Origin of the sequence: Pseudonocardia broussonetiae (assembly GCF_013155125.1) — a bacterium.
In the GTDB taxonomy this organism is placed as follows: Bacteria; Actinomycetota; Actinomycetes; order Mycobacteriales; family Pseudonocardiaceae; genus Pseudonocardia; species Pseudonocardia broussonetiae.
This window is the reverse complement of sequence record NZ_CP053564.1, coordinates 6,128,575-6,151,149: the sequence shown is the minus strand read 5'-3', so window position 1 is coordinate 6,151,149 and position 22,575 is coordinate 6,128,575. Positions and strand designations below refer to the sequence as shown.

25 protein-coding genes and 1 pseudogene are annotated in these 22,575 nt (G+C 75.5%); 12 read left to right on the top strand and 14 right to left on the bottom strand.

Annotated elements, in window-relative coordinates:
• Positions 1-8: 8 nt before the first annotated feature.
• On the bottom strand, positions 9-1,931 hold the full coding sequence (locus HOP40_RS29875; RefSeq protein ID WP_172165215.1) for an ATP-binding protein: 1,923 nt from the start codon (positions 1,929-1,931) through the stop codon (positions 9-11).
• A 35-nt stretch (positions 1,932-1,966) separates the two neighbouring features.
• Here HOP40_RS29875 and hemQ point away from each other — a divergent pair, with 35 nt between their 5' ends.
• The 3 genes from hemQ to HOP40_RS29860 are packed head-to-tail and all read left to right on the top strand — an operon-like array spanning position 1,967 to position 3,327.
• Positions 1,967-2,662, top strand: coding sequence for a hydrogen peroxide-dependent heme synthase (hemQ, locus tag HOP40_RS29870; protein ID WP_172165212.1), 696 nt, complete (start codon positions 1,967-1,969; stop codon positions 2,660-2,662).
• Positions 2,663-2,695: 33 nt separating this feature from the next.
• Positions 2,696-2,932, top strand: coding sequence for a FitA-like ribbon-helix-helix domain-containing protein (locus HOP40_RS29865; protein ID WP_172165209.1), 237 nt, complete (start codon positions 2,696-2,698; stop codon positions 2,930-2,932).
• On the top strand, positions 2,929-3,327 hold the full coding sequence (locus HOP40_RS29860; protein ID WP_172165206.1) for a type II toxin-antitoxin system VapC family toxin: 399 nt from the start codon (positions 2,929-2,931) through the stop codon (positions 3,325-3,327). The genes HOP40_RS29865 and HOP40_RS29860 overlap by 4 nt, the downstream gene beginning before the upstream one ends.
• Here the strand turns inward: HOP40_RS29860 and msrB are convergent.
• Together msrB and HOP40_RS29850 are read right to left on the bottom strand one after the other, a co-directional pair.
• Positions 3,320-3,748, bottom strand: coding sequence for a peptide-methionine (R)-S-oxide reductase MsrB (msrB, locus tag HOP40_RS29855; RefSeq protein ID WP_172165203.1), 429 nt, complete (start codon positions 3,746-3,748; stop codon positions 3,320-3,322). The genes HOP40_RS29860 and msrB overlap by 8 nt on opposite strands.
• A gap of 59 nt (positions 3,749-3,807) precedes the next feature.
• The gene (locus HOP40_RS29850) at positions 3,808-4,095 is read right to left on the bottom strand and encodes a hypothetical protein (protein WP_172165200.1); all 288 of its coding nucleotides are present in this window, start codon (positions 4,093-4,095) and stop codon (positions 3,808-3,810) included.
• Positions 4,096-4,126: 31 nt separating this feature from the next.
• Here HOP40_RS29850 and ligD point away from each other — a divergent pair, with 31 nt between their 5' ends.
• Positions 4,127-5,164, top strand: a complete 1,038-nt coding sequence (gene ligD / locus HOP40_RS29845) for a non-homologous end-joining DNA ligase (protein WP_172165197.1) — start codon at positions 4,127-4,129, stop codon at positions 5,162-5,164.
• A gap of 202 nt (positions 5,165-5,366) precedes the next feature.
• Complete coding sequence (locus HOP40_RS29840) at positions 5,367-6,701, top strand: DUF732 domain-containing protein (protein WP_172165194.1); 1,335 nt, start codon at positions 5,367-5,369, stop codon at positions 6,699-6,701.
• Positions 6,702-6,731: 30 nt separating this feature from the next.
• On the opposite strand, the gene HOP40_RS29835 is transcribed toward HOP40_RS29840, so the two are convergent.
• The 9 genes from HOP40_RS29835 to HOP40_RS29795 form a co-directional block, all read right to left on the bottom strand.
• Positions 6,732-8,300: an alpha/beta hydrolase gene (locus tag HOP40_RS29835; RefSeq protein WP_172165191.1), complete on the bottom strand. Its 1,569-nt coding sequence runs from the start codon at positions 8,298-8,300 to the stop codon at positions 6,732-6,734.
• Between the two features lie 50 nt (positions 8,301-8,350).
• A complete protein-coding gene (locus HOP40_RS29830) occupies positions 8,351-9,007 on the bottom strand; it encodes an alkaline shock response membrane anchor protein AmaP (RefSeq protein ID WP_240157360.1) in 657 nt (218 codons plus the stop codon).
• The gene (locus HOP40_RS29825; RefSeq protein WP_172165188.1) at positions 9,004-9,543 is read right to left on the bottom strand and encodes a DUF6286 domain-containing protein; all 540 of its coding nucleotides are present in this window, start codon (positions 9,541-9,543) and stop codon (positions 9,004-9,006) included. The genes HOP40_RS29830 and HOP40_RS29825 overlap by 4 nt, the downstream gene beginning before the upstream one ends.
• A 9-nt stretch (positions 9,544-9,552) precedes the next feature.
• A complete protein-coding gene (locus HOP40_RS29820) occupies positions 9,553-9,930 on the bottom strand; it encodes an Asp23/Gls24 family envelope stress response protein (protein WP_172165185.1) in 378 nt (125 codons plus the stop codon).
• Positions 9,927-10,106: a hypothetical protein gene (locus HOP40_RS29815; RefSeq protein WP_172165182.1), complete on the bottom strand. Its 180-nt coding sequence runs from the start codon at positions 10,104-10,106 to the stop codon at positions 9,927-9,929. The genes HOP40_RS29820 and HOP40_RS29815 overlap by 4 nt, the downstream gene beginning before the upstream one ends.
• 20 nt (positions 10,107-10,126) lie before the next feature.
• Entirely contained in the window at positions 10,127-10,411 is a 285-nt protein-coding gene (locus HOP40_RS29810) for a hypothetical protein (protein ID WP_240157359.1), read from the bottom strand.
• Positions 10,412-10,413: 2 nt separating this feature from the next.
• Positions 10,414-10,740 carry a hypothetical protein gene (locus HOP40_RS29805; RefSeq protein WP_172165179.1) on the bottom strand — a complete coding sequence of 109 codons (327 nt, stop codon included), beginning with the start codon at positions 10,738-10,740 and terminating at the stop codon, positions 10,414-10,416.
• Between the two features lie 14 nt (positions 10,741-10,754).
• Positions 10,755-11,237 carry an Asp23/Gls24 family envelope stress response protein gene (locus HOP40_RS29800; protein WP_172165176.1) on the bottom strand — a complete coding sequence of 161 codons (483 nt, stop codon included), beginning with the start codon at positions 11,235-11,237 and terminating at the stop codon, positions 10,755-10,757.
• Between the two features lie 92 nt (positions 11,238-11,329).
• Positions 11,330-12,064: a pyrimidine reductase family protein gene (locus HOP40_RS29795; protein WP_172165173.1), complete on the bottom strand. Its 735-nt coding sequence runs from the start codon at positions 12,062-12,064 to the stop codon at positions 11,330-11,332.
• Positions 12,065-12,212: 148 nt separating this feature from the next.
• On the opposite strand from HOP40_RS29795, the gene HOP40_RS29790 reads away from it, so the two are divergent.
• From HOP40_RS29790 to HOP40_RS29765, 6 genes are all read left to right on the top strand, one after another.
• Positions 12,213-13,274 carry a FecCD family ABC transporter permease gene (locus tag HOP40_RS29790; RefSeq protein ID WP_240157358.1) on the top strand — a complete coding sequence of 354 codons (1,062 nt, stop codon included), beginning with the start codon at positions 12,213-12,215 and terminating at the stop codon, positions 13,272-13,274.
• Positions 13,274-14,371, top strand: a complete 1,098-nt coding sequence (locus tag HOP40_RS29785) for a FecCD family ABC transporter permease (protein WP_172165167.1) — start codon at positions 13,274-13,276, stop codon at positions 14,369-14,371. Before HOP40_RS29790 ends, HOP40_RS29785 begins: the two co-directional genes overlap by 1 nt.
• Entirely contained in the window at positions 14,368-15,189 is an 822-nt protein-coding gene (locus HOP40_RS29780; protein WP_172165164.1) for an ABC transporter ATP-binding protein, read from the top strand. Before HOP40_RS29785 ends, HOP40_RS29780 begins: the two co-directional genes overlap by 4 nt.
• A 124-nt stretch (positions 15,190-15,313) precedes the next feature.
• Positions 15,314-16,252: a Uma2 family endonuclease gene (locus tag HOP40_RS36510; protein WP_172165161.1), complete on the top strand. Its 939-nt coding sequence runs from the start codon at positions 15,314-15,316 to the stop codon at positions 16,250-16,252.
• A gap of 43 nt (positions 16,253-16,295) precedes the next feature.
• On the top strand, positions 16,296-17,141 hold the full coding sequence (locus tag HOP40_RS29770) for a PPK2 family polyphosphate kinase (protein WP_172165158.1): 846 nt from the start codon (positions 16,296-16,298) through the stop codon (positions 17,139-17,141).
• The gene (locus HOP40_RS29765; RefSeq protein WP_172165155.1) at positions 17,138-17,605 is read left to right on the top strand and encodes a hypothetical protein; all 468 of its coding nucleotides are present in this window, start codon (positions 17,138-17,140) and stop codon (positions 17,603-17,605) included. Before HOP40_RS29770 ends, HOP40_RS29765 begins: the two co-directional genes overlap by 4 nt.
• A gap of 1,184 nt (positions 17,606-18,789) precedes the next feature.
• On the opposite strand, the pseudogene HOP40_RS29760 reads toward HOP40_RS29765, so the two are convergent.
• Both HOP40_RS29760 and HOP40_RS29755 read right to left on the bottom strand, forming a co-directional pair.
• Positions 18,790-20,009: pseudogene (locus HOP40_RS29760) on the bottom strand (IS110 family RNA-guided transposase).
• A 247-nt stretch (positions 20,010-20,256) separates the two neighbouring features.
• On the bottom strand, positions 20,257-21,402 hold the full coding sequence (locus HOP40_RS29755) for an acyl-CoA dehydrogenase family protein (protein WP_172165152.1): 1,146 nt from the start codon (positions 21,400-21,402) through the stop codon (positions 20,257-20,259).
• Positions 21,403-21,490: 88 nt separating this feature from the next.
• Between HOP40_RS29755 and HOP40_RS29750 the strand changes: the two genes are divergently transcribed.
• Positions 21,491-22,558 carry an alpha/beta hydrolase gene (locus HOP40_RS29750; RefSeq protein ID WP_240157356.1) on the top strand — a complete coding sequence of 356 codons (1,068 nt, stop codon included), beginning with the start codon at positions 21,491-21,493 and terminating at the stop codon, positions 22,556-22,558.
• The last annotated feature ends 17 nt before the right edge of the window (positions 22,559-22,575 follow it).

Sequence of the window (22,575 nt, the reverse complement as noted above, 5' to 3'; positions counted from 1 at the left end):
TCCGGTGCTCACTCTCCAGGCCGTTCCCTGCCCACTTCCTGCCCGGGGCCGCCGTCCAGGGCGGCCGCCACCCGGGCGACCGCGGTGCCGAGATGGCGGCGGTAGGTGGAGAACGGCAGGCCGAGCAGCTCGGCGGCGCGCTCCTGGGTCGGCGCGGGGCGCAGGTAGGTGCGGTCGAGCACGCGGTGCAGCCGGTCGTCGCGGGGATCGGCGCGCAGGCCCGCGACGGCCGCGAGCAGCCGTGCGCGCAGGGCGTCCGGCCCGTCGGCGGCGGCGAGCGGGCTGCGGGCCAGCAGGTCGGGCCGGTGCAGGTCGCGCAGCGCGGCGCGGACGTCGGCGGGCGCGGCCGGCGCGGTCCGGGGCGCGGTGAGGCCCGACCAGATCGACCGGGCCGGCGGGCGCCGCCAGTCGCGGCAGAACACCGCGCAGGAGCGGTCGCCGACCGGGACGTCGAGCTCCTGGGCGTAACCGATGTGCCGGAAGAACGGTCCGAGCACGGCGGGCTCGGTGGTGACGCAGAAGTCGGCGACGAGGCCGGGCCGGGTGAGCACGTGCCGCAGGTGCCCGACGGCGGCGGCGTCGAAGGCGGGTGACGGGCCCTGGCCGGCGTCGCGGTCGGCGAGGAACCGCATCATCATCACGTCCCCCTCGGCGCGTCCCGCCCACGCGACGGCGGCCGCGGCGACCGGGTCGGCCGCGACGGCGGCGGGCGCCGCCTCGTGCAGCGCCAGCCACACCGCGACCCCGCGCACGGCGTCGCCGTCCCGGCACACCGTGAACGCCGCGGGCTGCTCGTCGAGCCAGCGCCGCAGCGGCACCGCCCCCTCGACGCCCGCGTGCCGCACGAGCAGCGCCTCGACGCCCGCGCGGTCGCCGGGCCGGTAGGGCTCGCCGGGGACGGCGCCGAAGGCGTCCCAGTCGAAGAAGCCGCGGGCGACGGGGTGGTGGCGGAAGCTGAAGAGGAGGTCGAGGATCGCGCGCCCGCGCGGGCCCTCGCGCCCGGACCGGGCGGCGGCCAGCACGCTGCGGCGCAGCGCGGCCAGCAGCGCCGCCGTCGTGTCCGGGTCGCGCCAGCGCAGGTCGGCGACCAGCACCTCCCGCACCACGTCGTGCGGGTGGACCCCGCCCGGCCCGGACTCGACGTAGGGCTGGGCGCGCAGCCAGTCGAACAGCGCGGCCGCGTCGTCGACGCCCAGGACCTCGCGCAGCAGGGCCTCCGTCGTCACGCGCGCCCACGCGGCGACCTGCAGCGCGCGCCGGTGCTCCGGGCCGGGCGCGACGTCGACGAGGCGCCCCACCAGCTCGCCGACGACGTCGGGCGCGGTGAGCCGCTCCGGCACCGCGTCGGCGCCGAGCTCGCGGGCCAGCGCCAGGGCCAGCGGGTAGCCCGAGCAGAACGCGAGCACCCGGGGCGACGACGAGCCCAGCAGCTCCGCCGACTCGGCGGGCGGGAGCGGGGCCAGCGGCAGCACCCGCACCAGCTCGCGCCACCCCGGGTCGGCGCTCCAGCCCGGCGCGGGCGGGTGCCGCCCGGCGAGCACCACGACGACGTCGGGCGGCAGGCCGGGGAGCAGGTCGTCGCGGATCCAGGCGTCGAGCGGGGCCAGCAGCTCGTAGGTGTCGACGAGCAGGACGCCCCGCCGGGCCGTCGTCCGCAGCGGGGCGACGGCGGCCCGCACGGCGTCGCGGTCGGGGGCGATGCCGCGCCCGTCGAGCCGGACGACCTCCGCCCCCTCGGCCGACCCGGCGAACATCCGCAGCAGCGCGCTCTTCCCGATCCCGCCCGGGCCGTGGACGTGCAGCACGGTGAACGGCGGCTCGCCCGGGGCCGTCACCGCCTGCCGGAACAGCTCCCGCTCGGCGGCGCGGCCGACGAACGCGCGGCCCCGCGCGGTGCGCAGCCGCGCGCCGAGGGTGGGCCGCGACCGCATCCGGGAACGGTAGCCGCGGATGGCACCATGGAGCCATGGCCCGCCTCGACTACGCCCAGCTCAACAGCGCCGTCCGCTACACGATGTGGTCGGTGTTCCGCGTCGAACCCGGACGCCTCGGGGACGACCGCACGCAGGCCGTCGCGGAGGTCGGGGAGTTCCTCGACGCGCTGGAGGGCAAGGGCGTCGTCGTGCGCGGCGTCTACGACATCGCGGGCATGCGGGCCGACGCCGACTACCTGGTCTGGTGGCACGCCGACAACGTCGAGGCCCTGCAGGGCGCCTACGCCGACCTGCGCCGCAGCACCGCACTCGGCCGCGCCAGCGTCCCGGTGTGGAGCCAGGTGGCGCTGCACCGCCCCGCGGAGTTCAACAAGAGCCACGTGCCGGCGTTCGTCGCGGGGGAGGAGCCGAAGGGCTACGTCTGCGTCTACCCCTTCGTCCGCTCGCTCGACTGGTACCTGCTGCCCGACGAGGAGCGGCGCACGATGCTCGCCGACCACGGCAAGGCCGCCCGCGGGTACGCCGACGTGCGCGCCAACACCGTCCCCGCCTTCGCGCTGGGCGACTACGAGTGGATCCTGGCGTTCGAGTGCGACGCGCTCGACCGGATCGTCGACCTCATGCGCGACCTGCGCGCCACCGAGGCCCGCCGCCACGTGCGCGAGGAGGTGCCGTTCTTCACCGGCCCCCGCGTGCAGGTCGGCGACCTGGTCGCCCGGCTGCCGTAGCAGAGTAGCGCTGGAACAGCGCTACTCTGGGGCATGGCCACGATCCAGGTCCGCGACATCCCGGACGACGTCTACAAGACGATCCGGCGCCGAGCACGGGAGGCCGGGCAGTCCTTGCAGGCGTACATGCGCGACCAGGTCGTGGCACTGGGCTCCCGGCCCGACCGGGCGGAGATCCTGGCCGACTGGGAGCGCGAGCTCCACCAGCACCCGAACACGATCACCCGGGAGCAGATCCTGCGTGATCTCGACGACGACCGGCGGCGGTGAACGGGCTCGTCCTGGACGCCTCCGTCGCCGCGATCGCGGTCGTGGAGGCCACGCCCCAGGGCGACGCCCTGCGCGCCAGGCTCGTCGCGAACCCGGTCCACGCACCGCATCTGGTCGACGCGGAGGTCGGCAGCGTGCTCCGAAGGCACGCGGCGGCGGGGCTCATCGAACCGGCCCAGGCCGCCGGGGCGTTGCGGATGCTCTCCACGCTCGTCACGGACCGGTATCCGCACGGCCCGCTGTCCGGTCCGGCGTGGTCCCTGCGCCACAACCTGAGCTTCTACGACGCGCTGTACGTGGCCCTCGCGGCGCGGCTTGCCGTGCCCCTGCTCACCGCCGACGCCCGCCTCGCCCGCGCCCCCGGGCTCCCGTGCGCCGTCGAGGTGATCAGCTGAGCGGCTTCTCCTCCAGGCGCAGGGAGATCGAGTTGATGCAGTAGCGGAGGTCGGTGGGAGTGCTGTAGCCCTCGCCCTCGAAGACGTGCCCGAGGTGGCTCTTGCAGGTGGCGCAGACGACCTCGACGCGCTTCATGCCCATCGAGTAGTCGGTGCGCTCGATGACGGCGCTGCCGGCGAGCGGGGTGTAGAAGGACGGCCAGCCGCAGTGCGACTCGAACTTGGTGTCGCTGCGGAACAGCTCCGCGCCGCACGCGCGGCAGGAGTAGACGCCCGCGGTCTTCGTGTCGGTGTACTCGCCGACGAACGGGCGCTCGGTGCCGGCCCGGCGCAGGACCTGGTACTCGGCTGGGGTGAGCTGCGCGCGCCACTCCTCGTCGGACTTGACGACGGTGGCGTCGGGCTCGGTGACGGGATCCATGCGATCCAGGCTACGTCCGGATCCCGACAGCGCGCCGCGCAAGCGGCCGAGGAGATCGCTCAGAGCCACGTCGACACCACGAACACCAGTGCCTCCCACACGAGGAACGCGGCGACGGCCAGCAGCAGCACCACGACCAGCACCGCGCTCCACCGGCGGCTGCCCTCGGCGCGGTTGGCGGAGTCGGCGAAGTTGCTGACGCCGTCGAGGTAGCCCTCGACGGTGAACGCCGGGCGCTGGCGCTGCATCCGGTCGAGGTGCTCGGCGAAGGCCTGGGCCTCGGGGTCGGCGGGGTCGAGCCCGAGCAGCTCGTCGTCGAAGGGGGAGGAGCTCGGACGGTCCGGCACGGCGTCAGGGTAGCGGAGTACCGTCCCGCCCGTGGCGTCCAAGGCACCGGTCGAGCTGCTGTCCGTCGGAGGCCGGGAGGTGCGCCTGACCAGCCCGGACAAGGTGTACTTCCCCGAGCCGGGGATCACCAAGCGGGAGGTCGTGCACTACTACCTGGCCGTGGTCGAGCCGTTGCTGCGCGTGCTGCGCGAGCGCCCGACCAACCTCAAGCGCTACCCCGACGGCGTCGAGGGCGAGCCGTTCTACGGCAAGCGGCTGCCCAAGGGGGCGCCCGACTACGCCGAGACCGCGCGCGTGACGTTCCCCAGCGGCCGCACCGCCGAGTCGCTGTGCCCCACCGAGCCCGCGGTGCTGCTGTGGGCGGCGAACATGGGCACGTTCGACTTCCACCCGTGGCCGGTCCGCCGCGCCGACACCGACCGGCCCGACGAGCTGCGCATCGACCTCGACCCCCAGCCCGGCACCGGCTTCGCGGAGGCGCGGGAGGTCGCCGCGGTCCTGCGCGAGGTGCTCGACGAGGCCGGCCTCGTCGGCTGGCCGAAGACCTCGGGCGGGCGCGGCGTCCACGTCTTCGCCCGGATCCGCCCGGAGTGGGACTTCATCGACGTCCGCCACGCCGTCATCGCGATCGCGCGCCGCGTCGCCGACCGGCTGCCCGAGCGGGCCACCGTCGCGTGGTGGAAGGAGGAGCGCGGCGAGCGGGTGTTCCTCGACTACAACCAGGCCGCGCGCGACCGCACCGTCGCCTCGGCGTGGTCGGTGCGCGGGCGGCCACGGGCCACGGTGTCGATGCCGCTGACCTGGGAGCAGCTGCCCGACGTCGAGCCGGAGGACTTCGACGTCCGCACCGTCCCGGGCCTCTACGCCGAGCACGGCGACCCGCACGAGGGGATGGACGCCGCGGTGGGCGGCATCGAGACCGCGCTGGAGTGGTATGCCGCCGACGACCGCGACCGCGGGCCCGCCGAGCTGCCCTATCCGCCCGAGTACCCGAAGATGCCGGGCGAGCCGATGCGGGTGCAACCCAGCCGGGCGAAGGCCAGGCCGGAGGACGCGGCAGATCGGTGACCTGCGGTGAGCCCCCCACCCCACATGCGCACCACCTCACCCGCGGGTGCGCGTGTCGGCTCCGGTGAGTGAGTTCGAGGGCCCCTTCGTCCACCCGGATGGAGGTATTGGCGATTCCTTCGCAACACACGGTCGTTGAACCCTGTGACGACGGGCCGCAGGGGCCGGGTCGGATGGGGGGTGCACGATGTCGAGTACTCCGATGACGGAGTTCGGTGGCGGTCGAGGATCGACCGCCGGTGAGCGCGGTTCCGAGACCTCGGGCGCCCACCACGGCTACGGCGACGACCCGTACGACAGGGACCCGTACGCCCGGTACGCGGACCTCGACCGCGACCTGCTGGTGCACGACGACCTCCCCGTCCCGGACGCGGCGCTGCGCCGGCAGGCGGCCGAGGCCAACGCCCGCGCCGCCGAGGCCACCGCCGCGGCCGCCGCCGCCGACGCGAAGGCCGCGATCGCGCTGGCCGCCCGCGCCGCCGCCGCCGCCGACGCGGCCGCGCAGGCCGCCGTGCGCGCCGACGCCGTCGTCCGCGCCGCCGCCATGGCCGAGGTCACCCGCGTGCCGGACGCCGCCGCGCCGCCCGCGTTCCCCGGCGGGCAGGACGTGCCGACCGGGCAGTTCCCGCTCGGTGCGCGCCACGGCGTGCCGCCGGTCCCGTTCGCGAACACGGTGTCCGACACCGACGTGATGCCGCAGGCGGTCGTCCCGTTCCCGCGGTCGGTCCCGGCCCGGCACGACGCCGACGCCGACTCCGGCTCGTTCGGCGTGCCCGAGGAGGCGCCGGAGGGTCGCGCGGCCCGCCGCCGGGCCGCCGCGGCCGAGACGACCGTGTTCGCGGTGCCCGACGGCGCGGACGACGGGGAGACCGTCGTCGCCCCCCTGGGCGCCCTCCACCTGGACACCGCCGCCGCGTCCGCCGACCCGGTCACCGAGCTCGTCGACCTGCAGCCGGAGGAGCCGGCCGCGCCCGCGGCCCCCACCGGGAGCCGGCGCCGCCGGGCCCGTGCCGCCGCGGCCTACGAGGCCGAGGACACCGGGGAGCGCTCCGCGGTCACCGCGACCGGCGGCCGTGCCGCGGCGCGCAAGGCGAAGGGCGCCCGCAAGGGGCTGTTCCGCCGCCGCGGACCGCTGCTCGCGGCCGGGGCCGCCGTCGGGGTCCTCGCCGTGGCCGGCGTCGTGCTGGTGGGCACCGAGGGTGAGGGGGCCCCGGCGCCGGCCGCCGTGGTCGAGTCGCAGGTGCCGGTGCTGCCCTTCGCCGCGGGCCCGGCCCCGGAGGAGGCGCTGAGCCAGGGCGACCCGCTGTCGGACCGCGGCGCGGAGTTCCTGCGCGGCCTGCGCGCCGCCGGCGTGCCGACGAGCCGGGGCGGGGCCGAGGAGACCGAGGCCGCCGAGCTGGTGTGCCAGGAGCTCGCCGACGGCGTCGACGAGGCCCGGATCGCCCGGGCGCTGCCGGCGACGCTGCCGACGGTCACCCGCCAGGAGGCCGCCGACCTCGTGGAGATCGCGCGGGAGACCTACTGCACCACGAGCTGACCCGCCTGCTGCCGGTCAGGCGGCAAGGGGTCAGGGCGGGCAGAGCGTGCCCGCCGCGGGGAGGGCCCCGTCCACGAGGAGGCCCTCCACCGCCGCACGGACGCAGGGGGTGCGCGGGTAGGCGCCCGTGCCCGCCCCCTGCCAGCTGAGGAACGCCCCGGTCGGGAGCTGTTCGGCCACGCGCCGCGCGCTCCCACCCGGGTTGCGGGGGTCGCCCGCGGTGCCGACGACGAGCACCGGGGGCAGGGTGTCGACGGCCGGGGGCACGGCCGTCGCACCTCCCGCCGGCCACGGTGCGCAGGCCAGCAGGCCCAGCGCGAGCGTGCCGCCGAGCAGCGGGTGCTCCGCGCGGACGGCGGTCGCGAGCTCGCCGACCTCGGGCGGGGAGAGCCGCGCCGGGTCGTCGTTGCAGGCCGTCGCGAGCATCGCGTCGAAGCCGCCGACCGGGCCCGCGACGGGGTCGAGCAGGTCGAGCAGGGCCGTGGGGTCGCCGGCCGCGGCGGCGGCGAGCGCACCGGAGAGCGCGGGCCAGTCGTCGGGCTCCGCCAGGACCGTCAGCACGGTGAGCAGCATGGCGCCCGCGGTGAGGCGGCGGCCGTCGGCGGCGGCGAGCGGCCGGTCGCGCAGGGCGTCGCCCAGCGCGGTGACGGCGGCACGGGGGTCGGCGCCGAGGGGGCAGGCCGCGCCCGCCGTGCAGGCCAGCGCGAACGCGTCGAAGGCGGCCTCGGCCGACGCGGCGCGGGCCGTGGTGCGCTCGGGCTCGGTGAGTTCGGGATCGGGCGGGCCGTCGAGCACCAGCCGCCCGACGCCGCCCGGGGTGGTCCGCGCCCAGACGTCCAGCGCGCCCGCGCCGTCGCCCGCGCCGACCGCCGAGAGCTGCGCGACGCCGAGCCGGACCCGCAGCTGCTCGACGTCGGCGGCCGTGACGGCGCTGCGGAAGCCGCCGAGCTCGGAGGGCAGCGCGATGTTGCAGTCCTGCACCACCGACCGCGCGCGCTCGAGCAGGACGGCCAGGTCGCGCTCGGAGGTGGCGGCCGGGTCGGCGTCGACGAGGGCGGCGCGGGCCGCGGGGTCGGCGCAGTCGATGCGGTCGATGCCGGCGCCGCGGCGGTCGAGCCCGATCACGGTGAACGTCCCGAGCACGGCGGGGGAGGCGCGGGCGGCGATCGTGAGCGCGTGCGCGGCCGAGGCCCCGGTGACGCTGTCGCCCAGCGCCAGCAGCGGCGGGCCGTCGAGCGGGGCGTCCGCGGACCCGACCCGCAGGACGCCGAGCAGCACCGACCCCTGCTCGGGCCGCCGGGGGTCGGCGGGCACCGGCAGCTCGCCGCACTCGACGCGCAGGGTGCGGTCGGCCGGGGCGGGCACGCCGAACGTCGCGAACGCCGACGCGGTGCAGTCGGTGAACGGCAGCGAGGTGTCCTGGGCCTGCAGCGGCGGCACCGTGGGCACGGGCGGTCCTGGCGTGACCTCGGCGGGCACGGCCGGCGCGTCCATGCCCCGCACGGCCACCGGCGGGCGCGACGACGGCCCCACGGTGCACCCGGCCAGCAGCGCCGAGAGGCACAGCAGCCCTGCGACGACGCCCCGTGACCCGATCATGACCGGGAGAGCGTGCCGCAGGGCCGGTGTGGCAGCGGTGAAGGTGGTGCTCAGGCGACCCGCGGGTGGGTGGTCGCCTGGTCGAGCTCCAGCCGGACGGCCACCGGGAGCGCGGCGATGCCGAGCGAGGTGCGGGCCGCGGTGAGGACCTGGTCGTGCAGGCGCTCCAGGACGTCGCGCACGTCGGCGTCGTCGGAGAGCCACACCCACACGCGCAGGGCGGGGGCGTCCTCGGTGCCGACCATGCGGGCCCTGGCCCGCCCGACGCCGGGCAGCGCGGCGGCCTGGGCGGCGAGCGCGTCGGCCGCGGCGGCGGCGTCGACGATGATCGCCGTGGTCGGGCCGCGGTCGATGACGAGGTCGGGCTTGCGCTCGGGGCGCACCGAGCCGGCGGCCCACGACAGGCCGAGCACGAGCAGCAGCACGCCCGCGGCGATCGCGATGATCCGGGCGGGGAGCGGCTGGGCGCGGATCAGGTCGACGACCACGGGGTCGAGCAGCGGGCGCCCGGCGCGGGCGGCGCCGAACACGCCGTAGCCGAGCAGCGCCACGAGCACGCCGGCGGCGAGCAGGACCAGGCCCAGGAGCACCAGCACCGAGCGGTCACCGCCCGCGGAACGGGCGACGGCCGAGCGCGACCGCTTCCTCAGCGCACCGGAGCGCGGCGGGGGCGGGACGTCCGGGGTCTTGTCCATCGAGACGGTCATCGGGGGCCCTTCCTCTGCTGCACGGTGACGGAGACGCGCGGGCGGCGGGCCAGCGGCAGCTCGTCGAGCAGGGTGTCGACGGTGGAGGAGACGCTGTCGCGCAGCTCGGGGCCCGCGTCGTTCCAGGCCTGCGCGCCGATCGAGACCCGGCGGCCGGTGGCGGTGACCGACGCGGCCGCCACCCCGTCGGCGGCGCGCACGCGGCGTCCGACGAGCCGCGCGAGGACGCGCGGGGTGGTCGTGACGGTGACCTCGGGGGCCGGGGAGGTGAGCGCGATGTCGTGGCGGCGGGCGAGCAGGCCCAGCAGCACGAGCAGCAGACCGACGACGGCGACGCCGATGGCGATGCCGGGCACGGGGACGTCCGCCCAGGTCAGCGCCTCGAGCGAGGTGCGCCAGTCGGGCCACGGCACGAGCAGGCCGGTGGTGGCGGGGGTGCGCACCCAGGCGGCGACGACCTCGATGACGAGCAGGACGCCGGCGGCGGCCAGCGCGAGGCCGAGCAGCGGGGCGAGGACCCTGAGCAGGACACGCATGGTCAACTCCTACTGGACGCGCGAGCCGGAGCCCGCGGTGCCGTCGTCGGGGCCGCGCAGGCCCGAGACGGTGACGGCGAGGTTGCGGATGTGCCGCCCGGTCATGCGCGACAGCTCCTCGCCCACCCGGGTGCGCACGGCCTCGACGGTGCGGCGGACGGGGGCGGGGTACTGCAGCGTCAGCTCGAGCGCGACGTCGACGGCGCCGTCGGGCCCGTCGCTGATCCTCGCGCTGGACCCGGCCCTCCCGACGCCGACGCCCGCGAGGCGGCGCTCGTGGAGCAGCGTGCCCGGGGTGCCGTCGGCGGCGTGCTCGACGATCTTGCGCAGCACCGTCGGGTGGATGTCGAGCCGGCCGCGCTCCTCGGGGGAGGAGGTCGGGCTCACCGGTCCCGACCCCGCCCGAGGACGGCGTTGAGGTCGAGCTCGCCGTCGAGCACGCGGCCGACGACCAGGCCGACGAGGCCGAGGACGAGGGCGACGAGGAACGCGCCGAACCCGCCGATCGCGCCGGTGGCGCCGAGGATGAGACCGGCCAGCAGGCCGGTGTGGGTGGCGTTCATCAGATCTCCTGGGTGCCGCGTCAGTCGACGCGGCGGTTGCTGCGGTGCCACCGCAGAGTGCGGATGAGGGCCACCGCCACCCGGGTGGGCAGCGGCAGCGGGGTGACGATCTCGACCGGCCGGTCGTACCGGGAGTCGTCGTCGGGCGGAGGCACGGCCGCCCGGCCGGCCCGGAGACGAGCCAGGCCGGCCACGAAGAACTCCGGGTCACCGCCCCGGTCGGGGTGGTGGTCGCGGACGAACGCGCGGTACTCCGCGCGCTGCTCGGGGGTCAGCCGACCCGCCGGGTCGTCCGCGGTCGACACGGTCAGCCGCCTGCCGGCGGGCCGACCGCGATCGCCGGGACGGCGACGTCGGACACCGTGATGTCGACGGGGGCGCCGCCGCACAGCGCCGAGACCTCGCGGCGCAGGTCGCGCACCACGTCCGGGATGCGGGCGCTCAGGTGCACGACCACGCCGAGCTCGACCGGCTCGCCGTCCTGCCCGATCCGGACGCCGACGAGGCGGCGGCCCGGGAGGTAGGTCGCGACGGAGCCGTACCGGCCGCCGTCGAGCCGGGCGACCGCGGGGTGCGCGGTCACCGTGGTCGCGACGAGCTCGGCGAGCGCGTCGGTGTCGAGGGGGCGAGCCATGCTGAGGGGCTCCGTCACTCGACCCGCGACGGCTGCGTGGGGACGACGTCGTCGGTGCCGTCGTCCTCGGACGGCAGGTGGATGTCGTTGACGGCGATGTTGACCTCGATGACCTCGAGGCCCGTCATCCGCTCGACGGCGGTGATCACGTTGCGGCGCACGGCGCGCGCGAGCTCGGTGATGGACGCGCCGTACTCGACGACGAGGTCGAGGTCCACGGCCGCCTGCTTCTCGCCGACCTCGACCTGCACGCCCGCGATGTTCGAGGCGCCGGTGCCGCCGCCGGGGATCCGCTCGCGGATCGCGCCGAACGCGCGGGACACGCCGCCGCCCATCGAGTGCACGCCGGAGATCTCCCGGGCCGCGATGCCCGCGATCTTCTGGACGACGGACGCCGCGATGGTGGTCTTGCCCTGGGTGGTGTCGTCGGCCAGGCGGGCCGGGATGCCACCGGGGGTCACGGTGGTGCTGGTGGCGCTGGGGGTGGGGGTGCTCATGTGCGCTCCTCGGAAGGTCGTCGGGCTGCGGTGCCGTACGGACGTAGGACGCGGGTACCCGCGCCCCCCTCCCGGTAGTTCACCCGATCAGACTAGCGAGTGCCCGGATCGTCCCCGGAACGGCGGTAGCGCAGCAGCAGCGCCCCCTCGTCGTGCAGGGCGGAGGCCAGGGTCATCGCCCGCGCGGGCGCACCCTCCGGACCGACCGCGATGCGGCCGGCCGCACCGCCGGCGAGCAGCGGCGAGACCGTCAGGCACAGCTCGTCGACGGCGTCCGCGGCGATCAGCGCGCCGTGCAGCGACGGCCCGCCCTCGCACAGCACGCGGTGCAGCCCGCGGCGGGCGAGCTCGGCGAGCAGCGCGGCGGGACCCAGGTCGTCCAGCACCGTGACGTCGGCGCCGGCCGCGGTGAGCCGGTCGCGCCGCTCGCGCGGGGCGCCGGCCGTCGTCAGGACGATCGTCGGGGTGCGGGTGTCGGTGAACAGCCCGCTGCCGGGGTCGAGGTCGGCCGAGCCGGTGACGACGGCGATCGGGGGAGGGGTGTCGGTGCCGCGGGTCGGGCGGCGGGCGCCGCGGTACCCCTCGGCGCGCGCGGTGCCCGCCCCGACGAGCACGACCTGCGCCAGCTCGCGCAGCAGGCCGAAGACGCGCTTGTCCCCGGGGGTGCCGAGGCCCCCGGAGAGGCCGTCGACCGAGACCGCCCCGTCGGCGCTGGAGACGAAGTTGACGCGGACGAACGGGGCGGCGTCCCCGTCGGGGTGGGCGTAGACGTCGGCGAGCGCGGTGTCGTCGACGGGCTCGGCGGGGAGCGGCCAGATGCGGTGCACCGGCCCATCCCAGCACGCGGACCGGGGATCGGCGGGTCGGCGCGGTGACCTGATCGGTGACGGTGCGGGGTAGGTCTGAAGGCGAGGCTCACCTATGGTGAGCGCAGGCCACGTTCGCCGCCCGATCGCGCCCCCGAGGAGTACGCCCTTGAGCACGGCCACCCCCGTGCCGGTCACGGCCGCCGCCCGGCACCCGGTCCCGCGGCGCTCGCTGCGGGTGCGCCGCCTCACCGGCCTGGTGCTGCTGCTCGCCGCGCTCGTCGCCTGCTGCCTGCTCAGCGTGGCCGTGGGGGCGAAGCCGATCCCGTTGATGACCGTCTGGGACGCGCTGGTCCGGCCCGACGTCACCCTCGAGGACCACATCGTCGTGCGCTCGCTGCGCATCCCGCGCACCGTCCTCGGGCTGATCGTCGGCGCCGCGCTGGGGCTCGCCGGGGCGCTCATCCAGGGCCACACCCGCAACCCGCTGGCCGACCCGGGCATCCTCGGCGTCAACGCCGGTGCCGCGTTCCTCGTCGTCGTCGGGATCTACGTCTTCGGCGTCACCGACGCGCTGGGCTACGTCTGGTTCGCCTTCGCGGGCGCCGCGGTCGCCAGCGTGGCGGTGTTCGTGCTCGGGGCCGTCGGCCGCGGCGGCGCCACCCCCGTCACGCTCGCGCTCGCCGGGGCGGCGGTGAGCGCCCTGCTCAGCGCGCTGACCTCGGCGATCATCCTCATCGACGTCGCCACCCTCGACGCCTACCGCTACTGGGCCGTCGGCTCGCTCGCCGGCCGCGACGGCGAGGTCCTGACCAACGTGGTCTGGTTCCTCGCGGCGGGGGCGCTCATCGCGCTCGCGTCGGCCCCCGCGCTCAACGCCCTGTCCCTCGGCGACGACGTCGCGCGCTCGCTGGGCCACTCGGTGAAGCGCACGCGCGTGCTCGGGATCGTCGCGATCACGCTGCTCGCCGGCGGCGCCACCGCGGCCTGCGGCCCGATCTCGTTCGTCGGGCTCGTGGTGCCGCACGTCGTCCGCACGTTCACCGGACCCGACTACCGCTGGCTGCTGCCGGCGTCGGCGCTGTCGGGGTCGGTGCTGCTCCTGCTCGGCGACGTCGTCGGGCGCGTGGTCGTGCGCCCCGGCGAGCTGCAGGTCGGCATCGTGCTGGCCCTGGTGGGGGCGCCCTTCTTCATCTACCTCGTGCGGCGGCGGAAGATGGTGAGCCTCTGATGGCCGTGCTGACCAGGCACCAGGGGCCGGTCGCGCCGAAGGTCCCCGGCCGCCCCGCGCTGCGCCGCGGCCGCTTCTCCGTGGTCTGGCGCCCGCGCACGGTGCTCGTGCTGGTCCTGACCGCGCTCGTGCTGTTCGCGGGTCTCGTCGTCAACATCGGGCGGGGCGACTTCCCGATCAGCATCCCCGACGTCGTCGCCGTGCTGTTCGGCGGCGGCGACCGCGGCCAGCGCTTCATCGTCCTCGACCTGCGCCTGCCGCAGTCGCTCACCGGAGCGCTCGTCGGCGCCGCGCTCGGCGTGTCCGGCGCGATCACGCAGGCCGTCGCCCGCAACCCGCTGGCCAGCCCCGACATCATCGGCATCACGATGGGCGCGAGCGCCACCGCGGTGTTCGTGATCGTCCTCGGCGGCGGGTTCGGCGTCGTTGGCTCCACGCTCGTCGCGGTCGGGCTGCCGATCGCGGCGCTCGTCGGCGGGCTCCTCACCGCCACCGTCATCTACGCGCTCGCGTGGCGCCGGGGCATCCAGGGCTACCGGCTGGTGCTCGTCGGCATCGGCATCAACGCGATGCTGCTCGCCGTCGTCGAGTGGATGCTCGTCGTCGCCGAGATCTACGAGGCCGCGCGCGCCACCGTCTGGCTCACCGGCAGCCTCAACGCCCGCGGCTGGGAGCACGTCGTCCCGGTCGGGCTGGCGCTGGTCGTGCTCGTGCCGGCGGCACTGGTCCTGGCCCACGCGCTGGGCGCGCTGCAGTTCGGCGACGACACCGCCCGCGGCCTGGGCATGCGCGTCGACCGCTCCCGCTCGGCGCTGCTCGTCGTCGCCGTCGGGCTGGCGGCGATCGCCACGGCGTCGGCGGGCCCGATCGCGTTCGTCGCGCTCGTCGCCCCGCAGATCGCGCAGCGCCTGGTCGGTGCGGCGAGGCCGCCGATCGCGGCGTCGCTGCTGGTGGGGGCGGCGCTGACGGTGCTGGCGGACGTCATCGCCCGCACCATGCTCCCCGCGGCCCTGCCGGTCGGCATCGTCACGGCCGTCCTGGGCGCCCCCTACCTGCTCTTCCTGCTCGCCCGACACGGCCGGGAGGCCCGCGCATGACCCAGGTGCTCAACGAGGTCGACACGGCCGTCCGGCTGCGCGCCGACGACGTCCGGCTCGGCTACGGCGACCGCGTCGTCGTCGACGGGCTCGACCTCGACATCGTCGCCGGCACCGTCACCGCGGTGATCGGGCCCAACGGGTGCGGGAAGTCGACGCTGCTGCGCGCGCTCGGGCGCCTGCTCTCGCCCACCGGCGGGCAGGTCCTGCTCGACGGGCGGCGCATCGACAAGATGCCCACGCGCGAGGTCGCGACGATCCTCGGGGTGCTGCCGCAGGCCCCGAGCGCGCCCGAGGGCCTCACGGTCGCCGACCTCGTCGCGCGCGGGCGCCACCCGCACCAGGCCTGGTACCGCCAGTGGTCGTCCGACGACGAGGACGCCGTCCACCAGGCCCTCGACTGGACCGGCATGCTCGACCTCGCCGAGCGCCCCGTCGACGAGCTGTCCGGCGGGCAGCGCCAGCGCGCCTGGATCTCGATGGCGCTGGCCCAGGGCACCGACCTGCTGCTGCTCGACGAGCCCACCACGTTCCTCGACCTCGCCCACCAGGTCGACGTCCTGGAGCTCGTGCGCCGCCTGCACCGCGAGGTCGGCCGCACCGTCGTCATGGTCCTGCACGACCTCAACCTGGCCGCCCGCTACGCCGACCGGCTCGTCGCGATGCGCGACGGGCGGATCGTCGCCGCGGGCACCCCGCACGAGGTCATCACCGAGGAGCGCCTGCTCGAGGTGTTCGGCCTCGACGCCCGCGTCATCACCGACCCGGTGGCCGGGACGCCGCTCGTGGTTCCCGTCGGGGCCCGACCGGTCGGCTGACGGCGGCGGCCGCCGGTCGCCGGTCACGACGGCACTCGTCGCCGTCGGGCGCGGGCTGTGCCACGATGGCGCCGCCGTCGCCACCTGCGGCGACGGCCCGGCAGCCGAGGAGGGGGAGCCCAGGATGGTCGACGTCGAGGGCGGTGCGCCCCTCGCGCACGAAGGCCCGTGGTCCGAGGAGGCCTACCAGGCCCTGCCCCGCGACCGCCGGATCGAGCTCGTCGACGGCAGCCTGCTCGTCGCGCCGTCCACGGGGGAGCGGCACGCGGCGGCCGTCGCGGCCGTCCGGGCGGCGGTCGAGGCGGCGCTGCCCGAGGGGCTGGAGGTCAGCGGGCCCGTGGCCCTGCGGCTGTGCCCGGGGCGGATCCTGGTGCCCGACCTGGTGGTGTCGGCGCGGGGTGCCGCGCCGTCGTCGGAGTCCGGGGTGCGGGACGGGTCGGTCGCGCTGGTGGTGATCGACGTCGTGGGGTCGGGCAACGGGGTCGCCGACCGCTGGTTCAAGCCCCAGCTCTACGCGGGCAGCGGCATCCCCTACGCCCTGCTGGTCGACCACGACGACCCCTTCGCGGTGGCCACCATGCTCATCGGCGGGCGGTACCACGAGTACGCCCGGGCCGGGGAGGGTGAGGTCCTGCGGCTGGAGGAGCCGTTCGGGCTGGAGCTGGAGCTCGGGGTGCTGGTGGGCGGCGCCGAGTCCGCCGAGTCCGCCGAGTCCGCCGATGAGCCCGGCGAGTTTTCCGATCCGCACGCCGAGTCCGCCGAATCGCCCGGCGAGTCCGCCGATCCTCGCGCCGAGTTTGCCGATCAGCCGGGCGAGTTCGCCGATCCGCCCGGCGAGTTTGCCGATCAGCCGGGCGAGTTCGCCGATCAGCCCGGCGAGTTCGCCAATGGCGCCCGCGGGTCCGCCGACGGGGTGCACGAGTCCGCCGACGGCGCCGGTTCGTTCGTCGCCGACGGGGACCGCGAGTCCGCCGACCGGCCCGACGGGTTCGCGGGCCGGGCCGACGGGTCCGGCGACGGGCACGGGCCCGACCACGGCGACGAGCAGCGGCTCGGCGCCTGACCGCCGTCGGCCCCCGGGGCCGCAGGGATCTAGGGTGGGGATCATGGCCCGCAGCGCGCGTTCGACGTTCCGGGTCCCCGCCGACCCCGACCTGGCGGCGATCGACCCGCGCGGGCGCCCCGTCGGCCCGCAGGACAAGTCCGCGGCCGCCGAGCAGATGGCCGACCTCGCCACCGTCCTCGACGAGCGCCAGGAGGCCCTCTACGCCGAGGCCATCGGCGGCGGCACCCGCGCGGTGCTTCTCGTGCTGCAGGGCATGGACACCTCCGGCAAGGGCGGCGTCATCCGCCACGTCGCCGGGCTCGTCAACCCGCAGGGCCTGACGATCTCGTCGTTCAAGAAGCCCACCGCCGAGGAGCGCGCCCAGCACTTCCTGTGGCGCATCCGGCCGAAGGTGCCCGCGCCGGGCCAGATCGGCGTGTTCGACCGGTCGCACTACGAGGACGTCCTCATCGCCCGCGTCGACTCGCTCGTGCCGGAGGAGGTGTGGCGCGGGCGCTACACCGAGATCACCGCGTTCGAGTCCGAGCTCGCCGAGCAGGGGGTCACGATCGTGAAGTGCATGCTGCACATCTCGCCCGCCGAGCAGGCGGAGCGGCTGCTCGCCCGGCTCGACGACCCGGCGAAGGTGTGGAAGTACAACACCGGCGACCTCGACTCCCGCGCGAAGTGGCCCGCCTACCAGCAGGCCTACACCGACGCGCTGCGCGAGACCGACTCCGACACCGCGCCCTGGTACGTCGTGCCCTCGGACCGCAAGTGGTACCGCAACTGGGCCATCGCCGCGATCCTCGCCGAGACGCTCACCGAGCTCGACCCGCGGTTCCCGCCCGCCACCGTCGACATCGACGCCGAGCGCGCCCGCATCCGCGCGAGCGTGATCGCGTGAGGCGCCCCGCGCTCGTGGCGGCCGCCGCCCTCGCTGCTCTGGCCGTGCTCGCCGGCTGCGGCACCGAGCCCGCCCCCGCCCCGCCGCCCGCGACCTCCGCCCCCGCGCCCGGCGCCGCCCCGGCCCAGACGCCGGAGGAGGTCGTCTGCGCGGACTACACCGACAGCCAGTCGGTCGTCCGCCAGACCGCCGAGGCGATCGAGAGGATGCCGGTGCTGCCCGCCGGCGTCGCGGTCCTGCTGCTCGGCGCCCGCCAGGTGGCGGCCACGACCTCCGGCGTCGCCGATCCCGAGATCGTGGCCGCCCAGACCGAGCTCGTCGCCGCCATCGACGACCTCGACGCCCAGGGCCGCGCCCTCCTCGGCCCCGACGGCAACGCCGCGCAGGACGCCGTGCGGATCGACGCCGCCCGCATCCTGGCGGCCGTCACGGAGATCGAGCGGGCCTGCGGGGCGACGGTCTGACCCCCGCCGGACCGTCCCCGGTAGTCGTGATCGTCGAGATCGCACCGTCAGGGTCGTCGGCGGGGCCGTGACGACGCACTCCCGCTGATCACAGCCTCGTGATCGTCGGGAGTGTGACGTGGGGGTCGTGCTGAGGGCCGTGGCGTTGCACTTCCGACGATCACCGGGTTCGGGAGTCGCGGGTGCCAATGCTGGGAAGCGGTGCACCGCGCGGTCAGGCGGCGGGGTCAGGCGGCGCGGTCAGGCGGCGCGGTCAGGCGGCGCGGTCAGGCGGCGCGGTCAGGCGGCGCGGTCAGGCGGCGCGGTCAGGCGGCGGGGTCAGCTTGCGCGGTCAGGCGGCCCGGTCAGGTGGCGGCCGGCCAGCGCGGCCAGCGTGCGTGGCCGGTGTGCGTGGTGGTCGGCCACATGGTGTGGCCACTCGGCACGGCCGCTGGGCGACCACCCAGCACGGCCACTCGGCACGCTCGCCCGTCGCGGTCGCCCGTCGCGGTCACCCGTCGCGGTCGCCCCGGCGCGGCGACCAGACGCCGCCGACCCGGCAACCCGATGGCCTTGATCGCCGAGACCGCACCGCCAGGGTCGTCGGCAGGGCCGTGAGGTCGAACTCTCGGTGATCACAGCTCGGTGATCGGCAGGAGTGTGACGTGGCGGTCGCGCGGAGGGCCGTGGTGTCACAGTCCCGGCGATCACTGCCCGGGACCGCGGGCACCGTGACGGCCCGGGCACCCGGCCGATCGCCGGCCGATCGCCGGTCTCCCCGCGGCTGCCGAGCGTCAGCCGCCAGGGCATCACTCTCATGAGCTCGTCGGCGGCCGCGTCGTCACGTGTTGGCCGCCGCCGATCGCCCTGTCCGGTCCTCTGACCCGACCGTCAGCATCCGCCGACCGATACGAAGTCCACCTGATGGCCTTGATCGCCGAGACCGCACCGCCAGGGTCGTCGCCGCGACCGTGCGGTCGCACTCCCGGTGATCACAGCCCGGTGATCGCCAGGAGTGTGACGTGAGGGTCGTGCGAAGGACCGTGGGGTCACCCTCTTGACGATCACCGCCACCCCGACTCGCGCGCAACGCCACCCCGACTCGCGCGCAACGCCACCCCGACTCGCGCGCAACCACACCCCGACTCGCGGGAAGTGAGCGGGGAGTGTGCGGCGGGGGCCGGGGGGGTGTCTCTATGGGGTTGTCAAGCGGCGGCGGGCGCCGGGCGAGGCTCCGAGGACGTTGGCGGTGCGTAGGGCGTGCGGTCGCGGAGCATGGCGTAGATGACGTCGGTGCGGCGGCGGGCGAGGCAGATCAATGCGGCGTTGTGCCGCTTGCCTTGGGCTCGTTTGCGGTCGTAGTAGGCGCGGCTTGTCGGGTCGGCGAGGCTGGCGAACGCCGACAAGAACAGCGCGGACTTCAGGGCGTGGTTCCCGCGCTGGGAGCGGGTCTCGCCCTTGATCGAGGTCCCGGATCTGCGGGTGACGGGAGCGAGGCCGGCGTAGGCGGCGAGGTGCCCGGCGGTGGGGAACGCGGCGCCGTCCCCGACGATGGTGAGGATCTTGAGGGCGGTCCTGAACCCGAGGCCGGGCATCGAGATCAGGACCTCGGCAAGAGGGTGGGCCTCCAGGCGGGACTCGAGCTCGGCGGCCAATGTGTCGCGCTCGGCGCGGACCTCCCGCAGTTGGGTGGCGACGCCGACGATGACGCGGCCGAACGCGGTGGTGCCGGGGACGACGACGGTCTGGGCGTCGAGCGCGGCGAGGATCTGCGCGGGCAGGGTCTTGGCCAGCCGCGGCGAGCGAGGGCGCATCGCGGCGGTGATGCCGTCCTCGCCGAGCTGGCGCAGCGCGTCGGGTGTGGGGGCGGCGGCGAGCAGGTCGAGTACCCCCGCCGCGGTCCATACGGGGTCCGAGCAGGCGTTCCAGCGCGGGATGGACGTGCAGCAGGGCGTCGCGCAGGCGGTTGATGAGCCGGGTGGACTGAGCGGCGAGGTCGTCGTCGTAGCCGGCGAGCACGGTGAGTTCGGCGAGGATCTCGTCGTCGGTGCCGACCCGGCGCAGGGTGTGGGGGCATGGTGCGGGCTGCGTCGGCGATGACGTAGGCGTCACGGGCGTCGGTCTTGCCCTGTCCGGGGTGCAGGTCGGCGATGCGGCGCATCGCCAACCCGGGCAGGTAGGCGACCTCGATCCCCAGTGACCGGGCGACCGCGACGGCCAGGGCACCGATCGAGGCGGGCTGATCGACGACCACCAGCACCCGTCCGTGCACGGACAGCTGCTGGAAGATTTCGGCCAGCGCGGTCTCGTCGTTGGGCAGCGGCTTGTCGTGCAGCCGCTGCCCGGTCGGGTCCAGCGCGCAGGCGTGGTGCACCGATTTGCCTACGTCGAGCCCGCAGAACACGGTGAAGTCGTGCTCGGGGATCTTGTCGGACTTCGACAACGACGCCTCCTTAGCCGCTGGGGCAGGCCGACCCGGGCACCCGCGCCGGCAGCCACGTTACGAGCAGACCACGCGAGCGGGTCAGGTCTCTATCAGCGGTCGTTGGCGCCCTCCGACCACGGTGACAACACCCCCCAGATCATCGACGACAGGGGCGACAAGTCATGCCGTGACCGGTGGCCTGCAAGCCCTCATCGGGCTTGATCAAGAAGGTAACGGGGGGGAGGGGCTACGAGATCAGCGTCCGCCCGATGATCTCCTTCATGATCTCGTTCGTCCCCCCGTAGATCGACTGGACCCGCGAGTCCACGAAGGCCTTCGCGATCGGGTACTCCAGCATGTAGCCGTAGCCGCCGTGCAGCTGGACGCACCGGTCCACCACGCGCTTGAGCACGTCCGACGCCCACCACTTGGCCTTCGCCGCGTCGGAGATCGACAGCTCGCCCTCGACGTGCTGGCGGATGCAGCGGTCCACGAACACCTGGGTCACCGTGACCTCGGTGTCCATCTCGGCCAGCTCGAAGCGGGTGTTCTGGAACGCCGACACCGGCTTGCCGAACGCCTTGCGCTCCTTGACGTAGTCGAGCGTCAGCTCCAGGGCCCGCGCCGCGCCCGCGACCGAGCCGACGGCGATCGACAGCCGCTCCTGGGCGAGGTTCTGCATGAGGTAGATGAAGCCCTGGCCCTCCTCGCCGAGCAGGTTGGCCGCGGGCACGCGCACGTCGGTGAACGACAGCTCGGCGGTGTCCTGGGCCTTCATGCCGACCTTGGCGAGGTTGCGGCCGCGCTCGAACCCGGCCATCCCGCGCTCGACGACGAGCAGGCTGAAGCCGCGGGCGCCGGCCTCCGGGTCGGTCTTCGCGACGACGATCACCAGGTCGGACAGGATGCCGTTGGTGATGAAGGTCTTGGAGCCGTTGAGGATCCAGTCGCCGTCGTCGGTCTTCCTCGCGGTCGTCTGGATGCCCTGCAGGTCGCTGCCGGTGCCGGGCTCGGTCATCGCGATGGCGGTGATGGTCTCGCCGGAGCAGAAGCCGGGCAGCCAGCGCTTCTTCTGCTCGGGCGTGGCCAGGCGCAGCAGGTAGGGCGCGATGACGTCGTTCTGCAGCGGGAAGCCCAGGCCGGAGGTGCCGGCGCGGGAGATCTCCTCGGTGATGACGCAGTTGTAGCGGAAGTCGTCGACCCCGCCGCCGCCGAACTCCTCGGGCACGTCGGTGCCCAGCAGCCCGGCCGCGCCCGCGGACTTCCAGACGGCGCGGTCGACGTGGCCGTCGGCCTCCCACTGGTCGTGGTGCGGGAGGACCTCCTTGGCGAGGAAGGTCCGGACGGTGTCGCGGAACGCGTCGTGGTCGGCGTCGAAGATGTCGCGCTGCATGGTCCGCAGTGTCACATACCGGCCGGTAACCGGGAACGGCTCGACCGGGCCGGGGGCGGCCCCCGCGGGCCGCGGCTAGGGTCGGAGCGTGACGCTGGTCGACCGCCTCCCCGCCGTGGCGCAGAACGTGGCGCTGAACGTCGTCGACAAGGCGGTCTTCGGCGGTGTCGCCGACCTGCGGCGGATGCCGCGCGACGCGGTCACCGGCTCCCCGGCGGCCACGCTCCACCGCTACCGCCCGATCGCCGGCGTGCCCCTGCTCGACGCCCCGCCGGTGCTGCTCGTGCCCCCGCTGGGCGCCCCCGACTTCGCCTACGACCTGCGCCGCGGCTGCTCGCTCGTGCAGCACCTGCTGGCCACCGGGCGCACCGTGTACCTCGTCGACTACGGCCCGATCCGGTTCGCCGACCGCGCGCTGGGCATGGAGCACTGGGTCGACGACGTGGTGCCCCGCGCGGTCCGCGACACCGTCCGCGACACGGGAGCCGACGGCGTCGACCTGCTGGGCTGGTCGCTGGGCGGGATCTTCTGCCTGCTCGCGACGGCCGCCGACGTGACGCTGCCGATCCACACGCTCACCGTGATCGGCAGCCCCGTCGACATCGCCGCGGTGCCGCTGGTGGCGCCGCTGCGACCGCTCGCGGCCGTCACCGGCGGGCTCGGCCTCTCGGCGGTCTACCAGGCCATCGGCAGCTTCCCGGCGCCGCTGGTGAGCTGGGCGTTCCAGCTCACGGCCGTCGACCGGCTGATCACCAAGCCGCTCACGGTGCTCTCGCGCCTCGACGACCGCGACTGCCTGGCCCAGATCGAGGCCGTCGACTTCATGATGACCCACATGCGCGGCTACCCCGGCCGTGTGTTCGGGCAGATCTACCACCTCCTGCTGCGCAGCAACGACCTCGCCGACGGCACGCTCGACCTCGCCGGGCGCACCATCGCGCTCAAGGAGATCGACGTTCCGGTGCTGGTCGTGGGCGGCGAGAACGACGTCATCGCCCCGCTCCCGGCCGTCGAGCGCGTGGTCGACCTGCTGACCGGCTCGCCCGAGGTGCGGTTCGAGTCGGCGCCGGGCGGCCACCTCGGCGTGCTCACCGGCCGCCGGGCCCGCGGGACCACCTGGATGCACGTCGACGAGTTCCTGACCGCCCACGCCTGATCCGGGTACAACAGGGG

Excerpts from the sequence above, each read along its gene's own strand:
- HOP40_RS29770 (WP_172165158.1), top strand. The coding sequence starts at position 16,296 with ATGGCCCGCAGCGCGCGTTCGACGTTCCGGGTCCCCGCCGACCCCGAC.
- HOP40_RS29800 (WP_172165176.1), bottom strand. The coding sequence starts at position 11,237 with ATGAGCACCCCCACCCCCAGCGCCACCAGCACCACCGTGACCCCCGGT.
- HOP40_RS29780 (WP_172165164.1), top strand. The coding sequence starts at position 14,368 with ATGACCCAGGTGCTCAACGAGGTCGACACGGCCGTCCGGCTGCGCGCC.
- HOP40_RS29755 (WP_172165152.1), bottom strand. The coding sequence starts at position 21,402 with ATGCAGCGCGACATCTTCGACGCCGACCACGACGCGTTCCGCGACACC.
- hemQ (WP_172165212.1), top strand. The coding sequence starts at position 1,967 with ATGGCCCGCCTCGACTACGCCCAGCTCAACAGCGCCGTCCGCTACACG.
- HOP40_RS29805 (WP_172165179.1), bottom strand. The coding sequence starts at position 10,740 with ATGGCTCGCCCCCTCGACACCGACGCGCTCGCCGAGCTCGTCGCGACC.
- msrB (WP_172165203.1), bottom strand. The coding sequence starts at position 3,748 with ATGGATCCCGTCACCGAGCCCGACGCCACCGTCGTCAAGTCCGACGAG.
- HOP40_RS29830 (WP_240157360.1), bottom strand. The coding sequence starts at position 9,007 with ATGACCGTCTCGATGGACAAGACCCCGGACGTCCCGCCCCCGCCGCGC.
- HOP40_RS29835 (WP_172165191.1), bottom strand. The coding sequence starts at position 8,300 with ATGATCGGGTCACGGGGCGTCGTCGCAGGGCTGCTGTGCCTCTCGGCG.
- HOP40_RS29815 (WP_172165182.1), bottom strand. The coding sequence starts at position 10,106 with ATGAACGCCACCCACACCGGCCTGCTGGCCGGTCTCATCCTCGGCGCC.
- HOP40_RS29825 (WP_172165188.1), bottom strand. The coding sequence starts at position 9,543 with ATGCGTGTCCTGCTCAGGGTCCTCGCCCCGCTGCTCGGCCTCGCGCTG.
- HOP40_RS36510 (WP_172165161.1), top strand. The coding sequence starts at position 15,314 with ATGGTCGACGTCGAGGGCGGTGCGCCCCTCGCGCACGAAGGCCCGTGG.
- HOP40_RS29785 (WP_172165167.1), top strand. The coding sequence starts at position 13,274 with ATGGCCGTGCTGACCAGGCACCAGGGGCCGGTCGCGCCGAAGGTCCCC.
- HOP40_RS29865 (WP_172165209.1), top strand. The coding sequence starts at position 2,696 with ATGGCCACGATCCAGGTCCGCGACATCCCGGACGACGTCTACAAGACG.
- HOP40_RS29840 (WP_172165194.1), top strand. The coding sequence starts at position 5,367 with ATGACGGAGTTCGGTGGCGGTCGAGGATCGACCGCCGGTGAGCGCGGT.
- HOP40_RS29875 (WP_172165215.1), bottom strand. The coding sequence starts at position 1,931 with ATGCGGTCGCGGCCCACCCTCGGCGCGCGGCTGCGCACCGCGCGGGGC.